At 72.2% G+C, this 14,705-nt stretch carries 12 protein-coding genes; 7 read left to right on the top strand and 5 right to left on the bottom strand.

Annotation, left to right across the window (positions count from 1 at the left end; translation table 11 throughout):
• The first annotated feature begins 221 nt into the window (after window positions 1–221).
• From ACGFMP_RS34420 to ACGFMP_RS34450, 7 genes are all read left to right on the top strand, one after another.
• Window positions 222–2,315, top strand: coding sequence for a SpoIIE family protein phosphatase (locus tag ACGFMP_RS34420; RefSeq protein WP_393677615.1), 2,094 nt, complete (start codon window positions 222–224; stop codon window positions 2,313–2,315).
• A 135-nt stretch (window positions 2,316–2,450) separates the two neighbouring features.
• Window positions 2,451–3,122, top strand: coding sequence for a GNAT family N-acetyltransferase (locus ACGFMP_RS34425; protein ID WP_393677616.1), 672 nt, complete (start codon window positions 2,451–2,453; stop codon window positions 3,120–3,122).
• Entirely contained in the window at window positions 3,115–3,423 is a 309-nt protein-coding gene (locus ACGFMP_RS34430; protein WP_393677618.1) for an immunity 53 family protein, read from the top strand. Before ACGFMP_RS34425 ends, ACGFMP_RS34430 begins: the two co-directional genes overlap by 8 nt.
• Window positions 3,424–3,486: 63 nt before the next feature.
• Window positions 3,487–4,029, top strand: coding sequence for a DUF1707 domain-containing protein (locus ACGFMP_RS34435; RefSeq protein ID WP_393677620.1), 543 nt, complete (start codon window positions 3,487–3,489; stop codon window positions 4,027–4,029).
• 252 nt (window positions 4,030–4,281) lie between these two features.
• The gene (locus ACGFMP_RS34440; protein ID WP_393677621.1) at window positions 4,282–5,187 is read left to right on the top strand and encodes a neutral zinc metallopeptidase; all 906 of its coding nucleotides are present in this window, start codon (window positions 4,282–4,284) and stop codon (window positions 5,185–5,187) included.
• Between the two features lie 44 nt (window positions 5,188–5,231).
• Entirely contained in the window at window positions 5,232–6,962 is a 1,731-nt protein-coding gene (locus ACGFMP_RS34445) for an alpha-glucosidase (protein ID WP_393677623.1), read from the top strand.
• Window positions 6,963–7,175: 213 nt separating this feature from the next.
• Window positions 7,176–9,308, top strand: coding sequence for a SpoIIE family protein phosphatase (locus ACGFMP_RS34450; protein ID WP_393677624.1), 2,133 nt, complete (start codon window positions 7,176–7,178; stop codon window positions 9,306–9,308).
• An 88-nt stretch (window positions 9,309–9,396) separates the two neighbouring features.
• Here the strand turns inward: ACGFMP_RS34450 and ACGFMP_RS34455 are convergent, their stop codons facing one another.
• From ACGFMP_RS34455 to ACGFMP_RS34475, 5 genes are all read right to left on the bottom strand, one after another.
• Window positions 9,397–10,137 carry a class I SAM-dependent methyltransferase gene (locus tag ACGFMP_RS34455; protein ID WP_393677626.1) on the bottom strand — a complete coding sequence of 247 codons (741 nt, stop codon included), beginning with the start codon at window positions 10,135–10,137 and terminating at the stop codon, window positions 9,397–9,399.
• A 93-nt stretch (window positions 10,138–10,230) separates the two neighbouring features.
• On the bottom strand, window positions 10,231–11,301 hold the full coding sequence (locus ACGFMP_RS34460; RefSeq protein ID WP_393677628.1) for a DUF6183 family protein: 1,071 nt from the start codon (window positions 11,299–11,301) through the stop codon (window positions 10,231–10,233).
• 157 nt (window positions 11,302–11,458) lie between these two features.
• Window positions 11,459–12,055 (bottom strand): fasciclin domain-containing protein, encoded by a 597-nt coding sequence (locus ACGFMP_RS34465; RefSeq protein ID WP_393677630.1) that lies wholly within the window; start codon window positions 12,053–12,055, stop codon window positions 11,459–11,461.
• Window positions 12,056–12,284: 229 nt separating this feature from the next.
• Window positions 12,285–12,773, bottom strand: a complete 489-nt coding sequence (locus tag ACGFMP_RS34470) for a MarR family winged helix-turn-helix transcriptional regulator (protein ID WP_393677631.1) — start codon at window positions 12,771–12,773, stop codon at window positions 12,285–12,287.
• Between the two features lie 125 nt (window positions 12,774–12,898).
• Window positions 12,899–14,665 carry an FUSC family protein gene (locus ACGFMP_RS34475; RefSeq protein ID WP_393677632.1) on the bottom strand — a complete coding sequence of 589 codons (1,767 nt, stop codon included), beginning with the start codon at window positions 14,663–14,665 and terminating at the stop codon, window positions 12,899–12,901.
• Window positions 14,666–14,705 lie beyond the last annotated feature (40 nt).

The following is a 14,705-nucleotide window of genomic DNA, read 5'->3' on the forward strand; positions in this document are numbered from 1 at the left end:
GAGTGCGACCGTTCGGTGCGAGGGCACTGTGCGGACCTGTCAGGCCCGAGTGCCGGTGCGCCGACCCTGGGCCACTGCGGGACCCGGATCGCCGCGCAATCGAAGGCACCGCTTTTCCTGGCAGCGGCCCTTCCTCCACCCTCCTCCATCGGGCGGGGGGATGCATCTTCGGCTCGGGCGGGCGATCAGGACATACCACCCAAAAGCCCTATAGTTCCCCTATGTCCTCCCGGAGAGATGTGACGGCAGCCGAGCCGGTCGATGTCCTCGCGGTGCTCGACTCCGGTCTGGCGGTGACCACCTGGACCGCGTCGGCCGAGCGCCTGTGGGGCTACCCCGCCGCCGAGGTTCTCCACCGTCCTGTCGCACGCCTGCTGGCCCCGGGCGCCTCCGCTCCCGCTGATGCCCTCGCCGCAGGGCGGCCCTGGGCGGGCCGGGTGCGGGTCAGCCGCCGCGACGGCGACGAGGAGGAAGTCGGCCTCCGGGCCTCAGCTCTGCACGATGGTGACGGCACGGCCGGCTGGCTGCTGTGCGCGTACGACCCGCTCGCGCGCCCGGCGCTCGACCCGGCGGCGCTGCGTGCCCTCGTCGAGCACGCGCCTTTCAGCCTGGCCACCTGGGACGAGGACCTGCGCTGCACGTGGTTCAACGACAGCGTCCACGACCGGGCGATCTTCCGCTCGGGGCCGGAGCTGGGCCGCCATGTCACGGACCTCTTCGACGCCCGGCATCCCGCTTTCCTGGAATCGGCGATGAGGCAGGTGCTGGAGAGCGGTGCGCCGCTGATCCGCCACGAGCTGTGGCCGGCGACGGCGGCGGAGAGTGAGGGCCACTACTCCTGGGTGACCTTCCTGCGCCTGGAAGGACGGGACGGTCGGCCGCTGGGCGTGTGCTCGGTGGCGATGCACGGCAGTGGCGGGCAGGAGCGCGGACGGCTGCGGCTGCTCAGCGAGGCGGAGCGGGCTGTCGGCACCAGCCTGGATCCGATGGTCACCGCACAGGAGCTGGCGGAGACCGCGGTGCCGAACCTCGCCGACTACGCCACGATCGACCTGACCGAGGCGGTCCGGCTGGGGAGGGAGCCGCTGGAGCGGCTGAAGGCCACGAACACCGGCATCCCCGGTTTCTACCGGGCCGGCATGGCCTCCATCCACTCCGACTTCAGGGAGTCGCTCTGGGCCCTGGGCACGGCGGTCTTCGTCCCCCCGGAGTCGCCCTTCACGGCCGTCCTCAAGAGCCGCAGGTCGCATTTCGAGCCGATCCTCGACACCTCACCCGGCGGTTGGCTCGACAACGACCCGGACCGGGCTCGTGTCATCCGGCGGACCGGGATGCATTCCCTGATGATCGTCCCGCTGCACGCCCGGGGGGCGATGCTGGGTATCGCCGTCTTCGTCCGCAGCGAGAATCCGGACCCGTTCACCCCGTCCGACCTGGTCCTGGCCGAGGATCTCGTGGCCCGGGCGTCCTTGAGCCTCGACAACGCGCTCAGCTACACCCGGGAGCGGACCACCGCCCTGACCTTGCAGCGCGCCCTGCTGCCGCACCGCCTGTCGGGCGCCGACGCGGTCGAGGTGGCGTCCCGCTACCTGCCGTCCGACGCGCACCGCGGGGTGGGCGGTGACTGGTTCGACGTCTTCCCGTGCGCCGGCGGCAGGGTCGCGCTGGTGGTCGGGGACGTCGTGGGCCACGGCATCAACGCGGCGGCCACCATGGGCCAGCTCCGTACGATGGTCCGCACGCTGGCCAAACTGAAGATGCCTCCCGACGAGTTGCTCAGACACGTCGACGAACTCGTCGTGGAGATGACCTGGGAGGACAGCCAGGACGGGGACGCCCTGTCGGCGGCGGTCGGGGCGACCTGCCTGTACGTGCTGTACGACTCGAGGGCCCGGCGCTGCACCATGGCCAGCGCGGGCCATCCGCCCCCGGCCGTCATCGCCCCGGACGGTTCCGTCGACTTCGTCGATGTCCCCCCGGGAGCGCCGATCGGCGTGGGGCTCGCCTCCTTCACCTCGGTCACGGTGGAATTGGCGGAGGGCAGCGTGCTGGCGCTCTACACCGACGGCCTGATCGAGACCCGCGACGCCGACATCGACCAGGGCCTGGAGCGGCTGCGTACTGCTCTCGCCGTCCCGGCGGCCTCCCTTGACGACCTGTGCGCCTCGGTCGTCGACACCATGGTTTCCGGTGGCCCAGCCGACGACGACACCACGCTCCTGCTGGCCCGGACCCTCGCCCCCGGACCCGGGCTCGCCCCCGGACCGGCTTCCGATCGTGGCCACGACCCGGCGGCGGGCACCCCGCCCGGTTAGTGCTCCGCCGGGAGCCCTCCGTGTGCCCTGGTCAGCGGCCTGGCGACGATGATGTGACCGCACCCCTGCGGCGCCGGACCCGCATTCGGTAAGCTACGCACACGTCTTTCGTCTATTACACAGGGGTGGTGGGTCATGCGTGACACGGAAATCCGTGACCTGGTGAGCGGCTGGATCGACGGGTGGACCGTTTCCCGTGGCGCGGCCGATCCGGTCGCGGAGCCTTGGGGGTGGACCATCGACGTGGGGCAGGTCGCACAGGTGAGCCGCCATGTGCTGCCGCAGCCGGGCGAGGCCGAGGTGCGCAAGCTGGTGGCGACCACGAGCGCGGCCGGGACCTGGCTGAAGCTCTTTGCCGAGGACGACACCGTGCGTCCGTGGATCGGTGCCGGGTGGCACTTCGCGCCGCCCGGGTACCTGATGACGCTCCCGCTCGCCGCCGTGCGCCCGGAGCCGCGGCCGGGCTACACGCTCACCTCCTGGACCAGGGGCGGGGTCACCAGGGTCCTGGTGCGCAACGGGGAAGGGCACTTCGCCGCACGCGGACAGACAGCGGTGACCGGGGCGACGGCGGTGCTCGACCAGATCGCGACCGCCGCCGAGCACCGCCGCAAGGGACTCGGCAGCCTGGTCGTGCAGACCCTCCTGGCCACCGCGCACGGCGCCGGCGCCGATACCGGCATCCTGGTCGCCAGCCCCGACGGCCAGGCCCTCTACCGCTCCCTCGGCTGGACCACCCGCGCCCCGATGGCAAGCCTCTGCTTCCAGCCGGAAAAAGGCCTGAGTGGCATTCCCCGCCATGGGTGATTCGGAGTCCCTTCTCGACTGGCTGCAGGAGTGGTACGCGCACCAGTGCGACGGCGACTGGGAGCATGAGTGGGGCGTGCGGATCGCCACGCTCGACAACCCCGGTTGGAGCGTCGAGATCGACTTGGAGGAGACCGACCTGGAAGGACGCGAGTACACCCGCCTGGACGTCAGGCGCAGCAGCCGGGACTGGGTACTGGCCTGGACCGCGGAGCAGACCTTCCATGCCGCGTGCGGCCCGGGGAATCTCGCGGAGGTCCTCGCCGTATTCCGGACCTGGGCGACGTCGCCGACCTCCTGAGCCGTAACCGGGCCCGGGCGCGGAGGCGGTGGAGGTCTGCGGGCGGAGCACTAGAGTGGAGCGGTGCAGCCCTCCCCGGAAGACCCGTCGCGACCGGTCAGCGAAGACGACCGCGACAGGGCCGTGCGGCGCATCCAGGACGCGTACGCCGAAGGGCACATCCCGCACGAGGAGATGGACGGGCACGTCCACCAGGTGCTCACCGTCAGGACGCACGGCGACCTGGCGGCGGCCATGGCCTCGCTCCCGGCGGAGAAGCCGGCCACCACGTCCACGATCGGTGCCGCCGGCGGGCGGATCCGGCGGCGCGGCGCATGGCGGGTGCCGCGGGTCCTCAAGGTCGAGTCCGCGTTCGGGAAGGTGCGCCTTGACCTGTCCAGGGCGGTCTTCGAGCATTCGGTGGTCGACATCGAGCTGCAACTCGGTTCCGGCGGCGCCAAGATCACGGTGCCCCGCGGAGCGATCGTCGACATCGAGGGCCTGCGCACCGTGTGGAAGGACCCGCGCTTCGAGCCTTCGCGGCACTCCGTTCCCGGTGCTCCGACGATCCGGATCTCCGGGACGATGGAGTACGGGCGGCTCAGGATCCGCCACGCCCGGCGCTGACGGCAGGACCGCGCGGGAGCGCCGAGTACGGAACGGGGCGATGAGGGGCGTCCGCGTCGGTGGATCCCCTCCCCTTGCCATGAGCCATGCCACCGGGGCCGGAGCTGGAGCCGAGGCCGGGGCCGCGAGGGTCGAAATTCTGCGCGGCCGAATCGAGTTCGCCGGACTCGTCGCGCTGGGAATCCCGCGGAGGGGTAGACGGGCAGGGCGGCGCGGGGCGGTCCGGCGCTCGGTTCGAGGGAGAGTCAGCGGATGCAGTTCGACGATGATGCCGCCCTGGACACCTCCGAGGTGCAGGACAACCGGGGTGGTGCGCTCGGCGGGATCCCCGGTGGCGGAAAGACCGTGGGTGGCGGGGTGATCGGACTACTGGTGGTGCTCGCCTCCGTGGTCTTCGGGGTGGACCCGGGACTGCTGAGCTCGGGCGGGGGCACCACCACCGGCGCGCCCTCCGGTGCGACCGGCAGCGGCGACCTGGCGGCGGAGTGCCGCACCGGTGCGGATGCCAACAGCAAGCAGGACTGCCGGGTCGTGGCCGTGGTCGACAGTGTCCAGGCCTTCTGGAAGCAGACCGAGGCAGCCGCGGGGAAGCCGTACACGCAGGCCACGACCTGGCTGTTCACCGACAGTGTGAACACCGGCTGCGGGAACGCGACGTCCGAGGTCGGGCCGTTCTACTGCTCGGCCGACGACAAGGTCTACCTCGACCTCGGCTTCTTCGACGAACTCAGCAGCAAGTTCGGCGCCAAGGGCGGCCCTTTCGCCGAGGCCTACGTCATCGCGCACGAGTACGGGCACCACATCCAGGACCTCAGCGGCACCATCTCCCAGGGCAGCGGCCAGGGCCGCGACAGCGGCTCGGTGAAGCTGGAACTCCAGGCCGACTGCTACGCCGGGGTGTGGGCCCATCACGCCACCACGACACCTGACCCGAGGAGCGGCAAATCGCTGATCACCGAACTGACCACGTCAGACATCAACCTGGGACTGGACGCCGCCGCATCCGTCGGCGACGACCGCATCCAGCAGCGGTACCAGGGCAAGGTCACCCCGGACACCTGGACGCATGGTTCCGCGGCCCAGCGGCAGCAGTGGTTCACCACCGGCTACCGTACGGGCCGGGTCGCGGCCTGTGACACTCTCGGCCAGGGCGACTGAGGTGGTCCGGCCCAACCGGTCCGCGAGGTGAGAGGAGGCCGCCGATGGCTGCCGGCAGCGTGCCGCAGGAGGGTCAGCCGTGGTGGAAGTCCGCGGTCGTCTACCAGGTCTACCCCCGCAGCTTCGCGGACTCCGACGGCGACGGCATCGGCGATCTGGCAGGCCTCACCGGCCGCTTGGACCACATCGCAGACCTGGGCGTCGACGTGCTGTGGCTGTCTCCTGTCCACCCTTCACCGCAGGCGGACAACGGCTACGACATCAGCGACTACCAGGACATCGACCCCGTCTTCGGCGACCTGGCGGCCTTCGACCGCCTGCTGGCCGCGGTGCACGAGCGCGGGATGAAACTGGTCATGGACCTGGTCGTCAACCACACCTCCGACGAACACCCCTGGTTCCAGGAGTCGCGCGACCCGGACAGCCCCAAACGCGGCTGGTACTGGTGGCGTCCGCCGCGCGAAGGGCGCGAGCCCAACAACTGGGGCTCGTTCTTCTCGGGTTCCGCCTGGGAGCGGGACGCCGCGAGCGACTCCTACTACCTCCACCTCTTCTCACCGAAACAGCCGGACCTCAACTGGGAGAACCCGCAGGTGCGGCAGGCCGTCCACGCCATGATGCGCTGGTGGCTCGAGCGGGGGGTGGACGGTTTCCGGATGGACGTCGTCAACCTGATCTCCAAGGACCCGGCCCTGCCCGACGGTGTGCTGCGCGGCGACGGCCTGTTCGGCGACGGGTCGCCCCACTACCTGTGCGGGCCGCGTGTCCACGACTACCTGCGGGAGATGAACCAGGAGGTGATGGCCCGGTATCCGGGCCGGCTGCTGACCGTCGGGGAGATGCCGGGGGTGAGCGTCGAGCAGGCCCGGCTGTTCACCGACCCGCGGCGCGCGGAAGTCGACATGGTCTTCCAGTTCGAGCACGTCGGACTCGACCACGGCCGGAACAAGTTCGATCCGCGGCCGCTGCGCCTGACCGACCTCAAGGCGTCGCTGGGGCGCTGGCAGGCCGGTCTCGCGGACGTCGGGTGGAACAGCCTGTACTGGAACAACCACGACCAGCCGCGCGCCGTCTCCCGGTTCGGCGACGACAGCCCCCGCCACCGCAAGCGGTCCGCGACCATGCTGGGCACGGTGCTGCACCTGCACCGGGGCACGCCGTACATCTACCAGGGCGAGGAACTGGGCATGGCGAATGCCCCCTTTGGCACCATCGAGGACTTCCGCGACATCGAGTCGCTGAACCACTACGCGGAGGCGCTGCGCGCGGGCGCGAAGCCCGAGGAGGTGCTGCCCGGCCTGCGGGCGATGGGCCGGGACAACGCCCGCACGCCCATGCAGTGGGACGACTCGCCGCAGGCCGGTTTCACGACGGGCACCCCCTGGCTGCCCGTGAACCCCGACCACACCGAGATCAACGCCGCTGCCGCCCGAGCGGACCCCGGCTCCGTCTACCACCACCACCGCCGGCTGATCGCCCTGCGGCACAGTGAACCGGCGGTCGTGCACGGCGACTTCACCATGCTGCTGCCGGACCATGAGCAGATCTACGCGTTCACCCGCGGGTATGGCGACACGGAGCTGCTGGTCGCCGGGAATTTCAGCGGCGACACCGTCACGGCGGAGCTGCCCGCAGGCTGGGACGACGCCGAACTGGTCCTGGGCAACGGGCCGTCGGCTCCCGCCCCGACCGGCCGCCTGGTGCTCGAACCCTGGGAGGCCAGAGTGCACCGGCGCACCCGGCGCCGCGACGGTGATTCGGGACCGTCTCGATGATCCCGGCGGCCGCGGCATCGGGGTCATCGCCGGCCGCGGGTGAGCACGGCCCTTGACGAGCCGGACCGGGCGACCGGGGCCCGAGGTCCCGGCCCGTACGCGCCGCACGTCGCGGTCGCGCCGGGGCATCACTCCCGATCATCCGAGCGTTCATAAGACTATAAGATGGTGCAAAACACCCAAACCTTGAGGTAGGACATAAGGCGGGAGAACGTGCACGGGAACGATCGAGGCCCCGTCCGAGCCGAGGCGCGCGAGGCGGCGACACGGGTCGATCATGCCTTCGACAGCACCGCGCGTGCCGTGGGAGCGCATGTGGGCAACCTCTTCCTGCACGTCCCGGAGCGGCAGGCGCTGCAGATGACGTCGGTGATCGGAGGGCCCAGCAGGCTCGCCAAACCGTGGTCGCCGATAGCGCTGGCGGCGCCGGTGCCGGCGGCCGAGGCGGCCAGGTCCCAGGCACCGGTACTGGTCGCCGACCAGCAGCAGATGGCGCGCCGATTCCCGCAGGCCGCGCTCGTGTTCCCGTACTCGGTGGGGATCTACGCCGTTCCGCTGATGGCCGGCGGAGCCTGCTGGGGGGTCATGCAGCTGCTCTGGCCCGGCAGCCACGCAGCACTGTCCGCCACCGAGCTGGCGGCGACCCGGGAGGCCGCCGAGCAGATGGCCTGGACGCTGAAAGAGGCCGCCGACCAGGGGCATCCGGTGCGTCCGAGGGACGAGCCGCTCGTCGTGCAGCAGCCCCCGCCGGTCCCTCGTGAGGGGCCCGCCGCCGCGCTCACCGAGCGCTTCTCCGAAGGGTTCGTCGCCCTCGACTTCCTCTGCCGGATGACCTTCGTCTCCGCCCGGGCGGCCCGGTTGCTCGGTCGCGACCGCGCGGAGCTGCTCGGCGCCGACATCAGGGACGTACTGCCCTGGCTGGCCGACCCCGCACACGACAACGCCTATCTCTCGGCCTTCCTGAGCCGCGTGCCCACGGGCTTCGCCGCCAGGCGGCCGGACGGCGCCCGGCTGTCGGTCCTGCTCCATCCCGACGCCACCGGCATCAGCGTGCGCATCGTGCCCGCGGACAGCGCGGACAGCGCGGCCGGGGCGCCACAGCACCCAAAGGACGCCGCTGCCGCCGCCCCGACCACCACCGGCACCCTCTTCCACCTGCTGCACCTGACAGCCGCGCTCACGGAGGCGTCGGGAGCCAAGGAGGTGACCGAGTCGCTGATCGAGCAGATGATGCCGATACTCGACGCCCAGGGCCTGGCCCTGGTGGTCGCCGACGAGGGCCGGCTGCGGGTGATGGACTCGCGCGGCTTCCCGCCGCGGACGCGCGAGTACTTCGACGGCATTCCGCTGGCCACCAGGACCGAGGGCACACGGACCATGGAGACCGGCATACCGCGCTTCCACCCCGACACCGCACAGCTGGTGCGCGACTTCCCCCAGCACCGGCTCCACCGCGACATGGCCGCCTTCGCCTTCCTCCCGCTGACCGTCTCCAGCGGCACCTTCGGCTGCTGGGTGCTCGGATACGACGAACCGCATCCCTTCTCCGCGGACGAACGCGCCGAGCTGACCTCGCTGGCCGGGATGATCGCGCAGGCGCTGGAGCGGGCCAGGCTCTACGACGTCAACGCCCACGTGGCGCGTGGCCTGCAGGACGGGCTGCTGCCTCGCCGGCTGCCCGAGGTGCGCGGCCTGGAGGTCGCCGCCAGGTACCGCCCCGCGACGCACGCCGTCGAGGTCGGCGGCGACTTCTACGACCTGGTCGACTTCGGCGACAGGTCACTGGGGGCGGTGATCGGCGACGTCCAGGGGCACAGCGTCCAGGCGGCGGCCCTGATGGGCCAGATCCGCACCGCGGTGCACACCCACGCCCGGGTGGGCGCGCCGCCCGAGGAGATCTTCGCCCGCACCAACCGGTTGCTGATCGAGCTGAGTGGCAGCATGTTCTGCAGTTGCCTCTACGCGCACCTCGACCTGCCGGGGCGGCGGGCCGTCCTGGCCTCCGCCGGTCACCCGCCGCCGATCCTGCGCCATCCCGACCACAGTACCGAGGTCGTCGATCTGCCGCCCGGGCTGCTCCTCGGCGTCGAGGAGGACGCGCCCTTCCAGCCGGTGGAGCTGCCGATGCCGCCCGGCAGCCTGCTCGCCCTCTACACCGACGGCCTCGTGGAGCGGCACGGCGTCGACCTCGGGCTGTGCATCGACAGCCTCGCCGAACAGCTCGCACAGGCGGGGGACGAACCCCTCGACGACATCGCGGACGCCCTCGTCGCGCGGGCCGAGGAGACGGTCGTGCCGCAGAGCAGCGACGACATCGCCTTGTTGCTGCTGCGCTGCCCGGGATGACCGGAGCACGACCGTGCGACGCGACGGCCACCGGCCGGGCTGCCCCCACCCCGGCGCGGGGATGCCTCCATGTCCCGGCGCGGCGGACCTACGGCTTGTGGGTTGTCCAGAGCAGCTCCGCCGGCCAGCGGTGTGCCCAGTCGGGTGGGTCGGTCTCGTTGTAGCCGTTGGGTGTTCCGCTTGCGGGCCGCGGCTCGATGAGGTCGTCGATGACGAGACCCGCGCCGCGCAGGACCTTGACCCAGCCGCCGTAGGTGAGCTGGTAGCTGGTCGCGCCGTCGCCCTCGGCGATGGTGTCGAGCCCGAAGTAGTCCTGCCGCAGCGTCGTGGTCACGCGGCCGGCGGCCTCGTCGTAGCAGGCTTCGAACCATGGGCTCGCGACGTTGAACACCAGGCGTCCGCCTCGGCGCAGGACGCGTGCGGCCTGCGGGACGGCCAGGTGCGGGGGCGCCCAGCTGAGCCCACCGAAGTCGCAGAACACCAGGTCGAAGCTGTCCGCGGCGAAGGGGAGTCGTTCGGCGGCGCCTTGCACCAGCGGGTGGCGGGCCGCTCCCATCGCGCGGGCCGCTGCGGCGAGTTGCGCTTCCGAGAGGTCGAGCCCGACCACGGTGGCGCCCTCGGCGGCGAGCGCCCTGGACCACTGGCCTGCGCCGCAGCCGAGTTCGAGGACCCGCTTGCCGGTGACGTCGCCCAGGGCGTGCAGGTGCGTGTCGGGGACGGAGTACATGCCCCACAGCCGGGGTGCGGCGCCGATCTGCGGGTCGTGCTTGTGCTGGTAGGCGCTGCTGATCCGGTTCCAGAGCCGCCGGTTGGCGGGGATGCTGTCCACGTGCCGACTCCAGCACTGCCTGCCGGGGGCGGTCAACACGACGGGGGCACCGGCCGGCCCCGGCCCTGGCCCGGTCCCGTGATCCGGCAGACCCTAATCCGTGTCGGTGGCGGCCACCACGGCCAGGCGGCGGCCGTCCGGGGTGAGGGCGGCGATGCCGTAGTCGGCGGAGAGGTCGTTGCAGAACCACTCGGCGTCGGTCTCGAAGCGCCACCACGTGCACGCGAGTGCCTGCTCCTCGACCCGGTCGAAGGAGGCGTGCAGGTCCGCACCGGACAGCGCGCAGACGGACCTCCAGGCGGCCAGCCGCCCGTACGCGCCGTACAGGCCCTCGGACCCGATGCCGCCGCTCGCCGCGCTGTGGTAGAGCAGCTTCCACACCTCGGCGAGGGAGCTGGGCGAGACCTCGAAGCGGGTGTCGTCCTCCAGGCCTTCCAGGCACTCGAGCGGCAGGGCGGCGAGCACACCCGGCAGCGCGTCGTGCGGGATCGGCCGTTCCATGGTGAACGCCCGTCCTTCGAAGGTGAGCATGTCGCCTTTTCGCGGCGCTTCGGTGAGCGCGGTCCGCAGATCCACCGAAGCCGTCTCGCGGAACCGGTACGCGGCCCCCTGGCGGCGGACGTCCGGGCCGATCTGCGCCGGCGCGGCCATGTCGTCCGCGCCGCCGGGGCTCCCTCCGCCGTCGTAGGAGTAGCTCGGAAAGAACAGGCCGCGCTCCGGCTCGCGGATCTCCGTGGGCAGCCAGCTCAGATCCGGCGACAACCACGTCGGCATGCGGCGGCGGTTGGCCCGCCTCAGCACCTGGGGATCGGCACCGCGCAACAGCAACTCGTGGTAAAGGCAACCGCCCAGTACGTCCGCCCTGCCGGTGGGAGGCTCCTGCGCGAGCACGTACAGCGCGTCCTCGAAGGACTGCTGGCTGGCGATCATCGACGCGAGCAGGCTCTCGCCGCCGGCCCCTCCGTACACGCGCAGCAGCTGCTCCATGAACCGCCTGCCCGGTGTCACCGCCAACACCTTGAGCACGTAGGAGAGATGGGTCTCGACGCTGCGTGCGTACTCTCTGGAGCGGTCCCGATCCGCCACCAGCGGTCCCACCACTTCGGCGATCCTTTCGGCCTCGCCGTCCCTCGCCCAGCCCGCGAGCGTGGTCCTGTCCGCCATGGCCATCCCTCCCGGCGACGAGGCTACGGGAGCGCGGGGCTGTCCTGCCAACGACGGGACCCGTGTGGGTGTGGGTCATCGGCGGCCGGCGGAGAGCCGGCCGCCGAAGGCGGTGTCGCGGTGGTGCCGCCGGTCGTGCGTCACGGCGTGCGCGGCATCAGGAGGGAGGCATCAGGACGTTGTCGATGAGGTAGACGGCCGCATTGCGGGTCTTGACGTTGCCGCACACGATGTTCGCGGTGTTGTTGACCTTGAAGGTGGTCCCGGATCCGGACGTGGTGAGGCTGGCGCCTTCCAGCGTCTTGAACGACCCCTTGGGCAGTTCGGCGGGCGTGATCCGCTTGTCCCCCACGACGTGGTAGCTGAGGACCTTCTTCAGCTGGGACGGATTCGCCGTCAGCGAGGCCAGCTTGGACGCGGACAGCTTCTTGAACGCGGCGTTGGTCGGCGCGAAGACCGTGGCGTTCTGAGCCGAGTTGAGCGTGTCGAACAGACCGGCCCGCTTGAGCGCCACGACCAGGCTCGCCAGTTGGGGGTTCGTGGCCGCGGCCGTTGCCACATCGGCCCTGGCCATTGCCGTCTTGCTGCCGGAGCAGCCGCTGCCGAAGGTGCCTTCAGAAGGGGTGGGGCTCGGCGAGGCCGCCGTGTCCTGGGCGGAGGCGGCGGGGGCGAATCCGCCCAGGGAGAGGGGCACGGCCACCGCGGCCGCGGTCAGCACCACGGCGGCTCGGAGGGGGATACGGGTCTGCGTCATCTCGGTTCCTCATTCCGCTGCAGGGGGTGGAGCCACGCGGCGATCGCGAGGGACTTGTCGGAGACGATCCGGGGGGCCGGGATCCGGCGCCCCGGGTGGACGCGCACGCTGAGGCCGGTGCGGCGCGAGACATCCCTTCGAGGGTGGCAGCGCCCGGCTGAAGCCGCACCTTTTCCCGCTGCCCGGCGGCCTGCGCCCGCGCACCGCGGGCGGTGGGATCGCCGTCGGCTCAGGGGCGGAAGCCGCCGAGGCGGCCTTCCAGTTGCACCAGCAGGGTGCTCAGCAGGGCGGTGAGGTCGGCCTGCTCGCCGGTGCCGAGGCCGGAGAGAGCCGACGCCTCGTACGCGAGCTGGCCGGGCAGGATGCCGTCGACCAGGTCGCGGCCCTGATCCGCCAGGTGGATGCGGATCACCCGGCGGTCGCGGCTGTCACCGCGCCGCTCCACCAGGCCACGCTCGGTGAGCAGCTTGAGCCTCTTGGTGACCGCGGCGCCCGAGGAGTACGTCTCCTTGGCCAGGTCGCCGGGAGTCAGCGCCCGGCCGGTCCTGCGCAGCGCGCCCAGCAGATCGAATTCGGCCCGGGTGAGCCCTGCCAGCCGCAGCGGGGCGTCCTGCGCCTGCTGGAGGAGCGCGGCACACCGGTTGAGCCGTCCGATCAGCTCCATCGGCGCCGTCGCGAGGCCCGGGTGCACGGCGTGCCACTGCCGGACGACGGTCATGACGCTGTCGTTGCCGTGCGTACGACTCCCCGGGCCCTCTCCTGACCCGGCGGTCCCGGCAGCGGCCTCGGGGGCAGCCCCGGCCGATGGGGCTGCGGGCCCGGAGGCGTCGTGCTCGTGCGCCGTCACCTGTACGTCTCCTCCATCACCGGATGCCCGCCGCAAACCCCGGCGGCGCCCGCTGCCCGGCGGGCCGAGGCCGCCGCCGTGCGCTGCCGGACCGCCGCCGCCAGCGTCGCGTGACCGGATTGTTCCACGCTGAGCAGCCGCTCCTTCGGCAGCGCCCGCTGCCACCACTCGCCGGCCGCGGCGTCGGCGGTGACCCGCAGGTCGACCAGTGCCGCGGCCAGCGCGCGCCGCGCGCCTTCCCGTCCCGCAGGATCGGTCCCGGCGTCGGCCAGCGCCCTCTCGCAGCGGCCCCGGGCGGCCTCGGTCGAGTCCAGGGACCGCTCCAGGTGGCGTCCGGCCCTGCGGTTGGTGACGACGACAGCGGTGGCGAAGCCGACGGCGGCGCCGATGACGGTGTCCACGACCCGGTCGGAGATGAGCCGGCCGGTGGGCTGCTGCTGGGCGAACTGCGTGATCAGCAGGGCCATCGGGGTGACGCAGAGGTTGCCGATCCAGTAGTTGCGGGTGATCAGCGCCTCCGCACCGAAGCCGAAAGCGGCCGTGCAGAGCACCAGCGGGAGCGCCCCGACCCGGGTCAGGGGGGTGATCGCGGCGAGGACCAGCACCCCGCCGAGAGTGCCGACGGACCGCTGGAGGGCGCGGTTCCAGGTGAGGGTCACATTGGCCTGGTAGAGGGAGGCCGCGGCGATCACCGCCCAGTAGGGCCGGCCGACCCCGGCCGCGTACGAGGCGTACCCCGCGAGCGCGCAGCCCAGGAAGGTCCGCAGCACCAGCGGGAGGGCGGCGGATCCCGGTGCCAGCCGGTGCCACCAGGGGGAACGCGGGGGGTTCCGCACGGCCCCGACACCGGCAAGTTCGTGCCCGCCGGCGGTCGACTCGGCGCCGGCGGTCGCATCCGGCAGGCCGGCGACCCGGGGGAGCGGGCGGCGGCCGGGCAGCGCCGCCGCCCAGGCGCGCAGCTGATCGGCGTCGGTCGCGGCGGGCGCGGCCAGCGCGACCTCGGCCCTGACCACCAGCAGGTCGAGCGTCCGGCGGCCGGGGTGATCGACCCCCACGGAGAGCAGGGACTGCCAGGCCGCGTGGATGGCGCCCGCGGCGGCGGACCGCAGCCGTTCGTGCCCGGGCCCGGTACCGCGGGTGTCGGCGTACGCGGCTGCGGCACGCAGCGCGCGGGCGGTGGCGCGCCGCTCGGGACCCTGCGGATACAGCAGCGAGGGGGACATGCCGACCAGCCAGGCGAACGCGCCGGCGGCGAGCACCAGGCCGAGGTCGCCTGGGATCCGCCCCACGGCGACCGGCCCCGGCAGGAAAAGCGTGCCGGAGGTGACGAAGGTCAGGATCAGCGGCCCCGGCGGCCCGATCGCGGTGGCGTCGCACACGGCCTTCTGCGCGGCGGCCAGCGCGGCGGCCACGGCGATCAGCACCGGCACCGACGAGGTCGTCGCGGCCGTCCCCAGCGCCACCGCCACTCCGGCCGCCATGCCGGCGACCACCCACGCCAGCGCGCGGGCGCGGGCGGCGTAGGGGAGGTTGTGGGCGAACAGCGCGCACAGCGATCCGGCCATGGTGAAGGCCGCCAGGTCCAGCCGCCCGAGCGCCAGCAGGATCAGGTTCGGCACCAGCTGGGCGATGAGCACGCTGGTGGCGGGCTTGAACCAGACGTCGGACGGTCGCACCGGCCGCAGCGCGCGGCCGAGCGGCAGCGGCAGGACGCGGGGTGTGGCGACGCAGGCGGATGGAGGGGGAGAGGGGGCGGTGCGCATGATGATGAGATTAACAGGTGTTTTACTCGTGAAAGATATT

Source organism: Streptomyces sp. NPDC049040 (assembly GCF_043197715.1).
Lineage (GTDB): Bacteria > Actinomycetota > Actinomycetes > Streptomycetales > Streptomycetaceae > Actinacidiphila.

Coding starts and splice junctions, on each gene's coding strand:
- ACGFMP_RS34440 (WP_393677621.1), top strand. CDS start 4,282: ATGCAGTTCGACGATGATGCCGCCCTGGACACCTCCGAGGTGCAGGAC.
- ACGFMP_RS34460 (WP_393677628.1), bottom strand. CDS start 11,301: ATGGCGGACAGGACCACGCTCGCGGGCTGGGCGAGGGACGGCGAGGCC.
- ACGFMP_RS34420 (WP_393677615.1), top strand. CDS start 222: ATGTCCTCCCGGAGAGATGTGACGGCAGCCGAGCCGGTCGATGTCCTC.
- ACGFMP_RS34465 (WP_393677630.1), bottom strand. CDS start 12,055: ATGACGCAGACCCGTATCCCCCTCCGAGCCGCCGTGGTGCTGACCGCG.
- ACGFMP_RS34445 (WP_393677623.1), top strand. CDS start 5,232: ATGGCTGCCGGCAGCGTGCCGCAGGAGGGTCAGCCGTGGTGGAAGTCC.
- ACGFMP_RS34425 (WP_393677616.1), top strand. CDS start 2,451: ATGCGTGACACGGAAATCCGTGACCTGGTGAGCGGCTGGATCGACGGG.
- ACGFMP_RS34475 (WP_393677632.1), bottom strand. CDS start 14,665: ATGCGCACCGCCCCCTCTCCCCCTCCATCCGCCTGCGTCGCCACACCC.
- ACGFMP_RS34430 (WP_393677618.1), top strand. CDS start 3,115: ATGGGTGATTCGGAGTCCCTTCTCGACTGGCTGCAGGAGTGGTACGCG.
- ACGFMP_RS34470 (WP_393677631.1), bottom strand. CDS start 12,773: ATGACCGTCGTCCGGCAGTGGCACGCCGTGCACCCGGGCCTCGCGACG.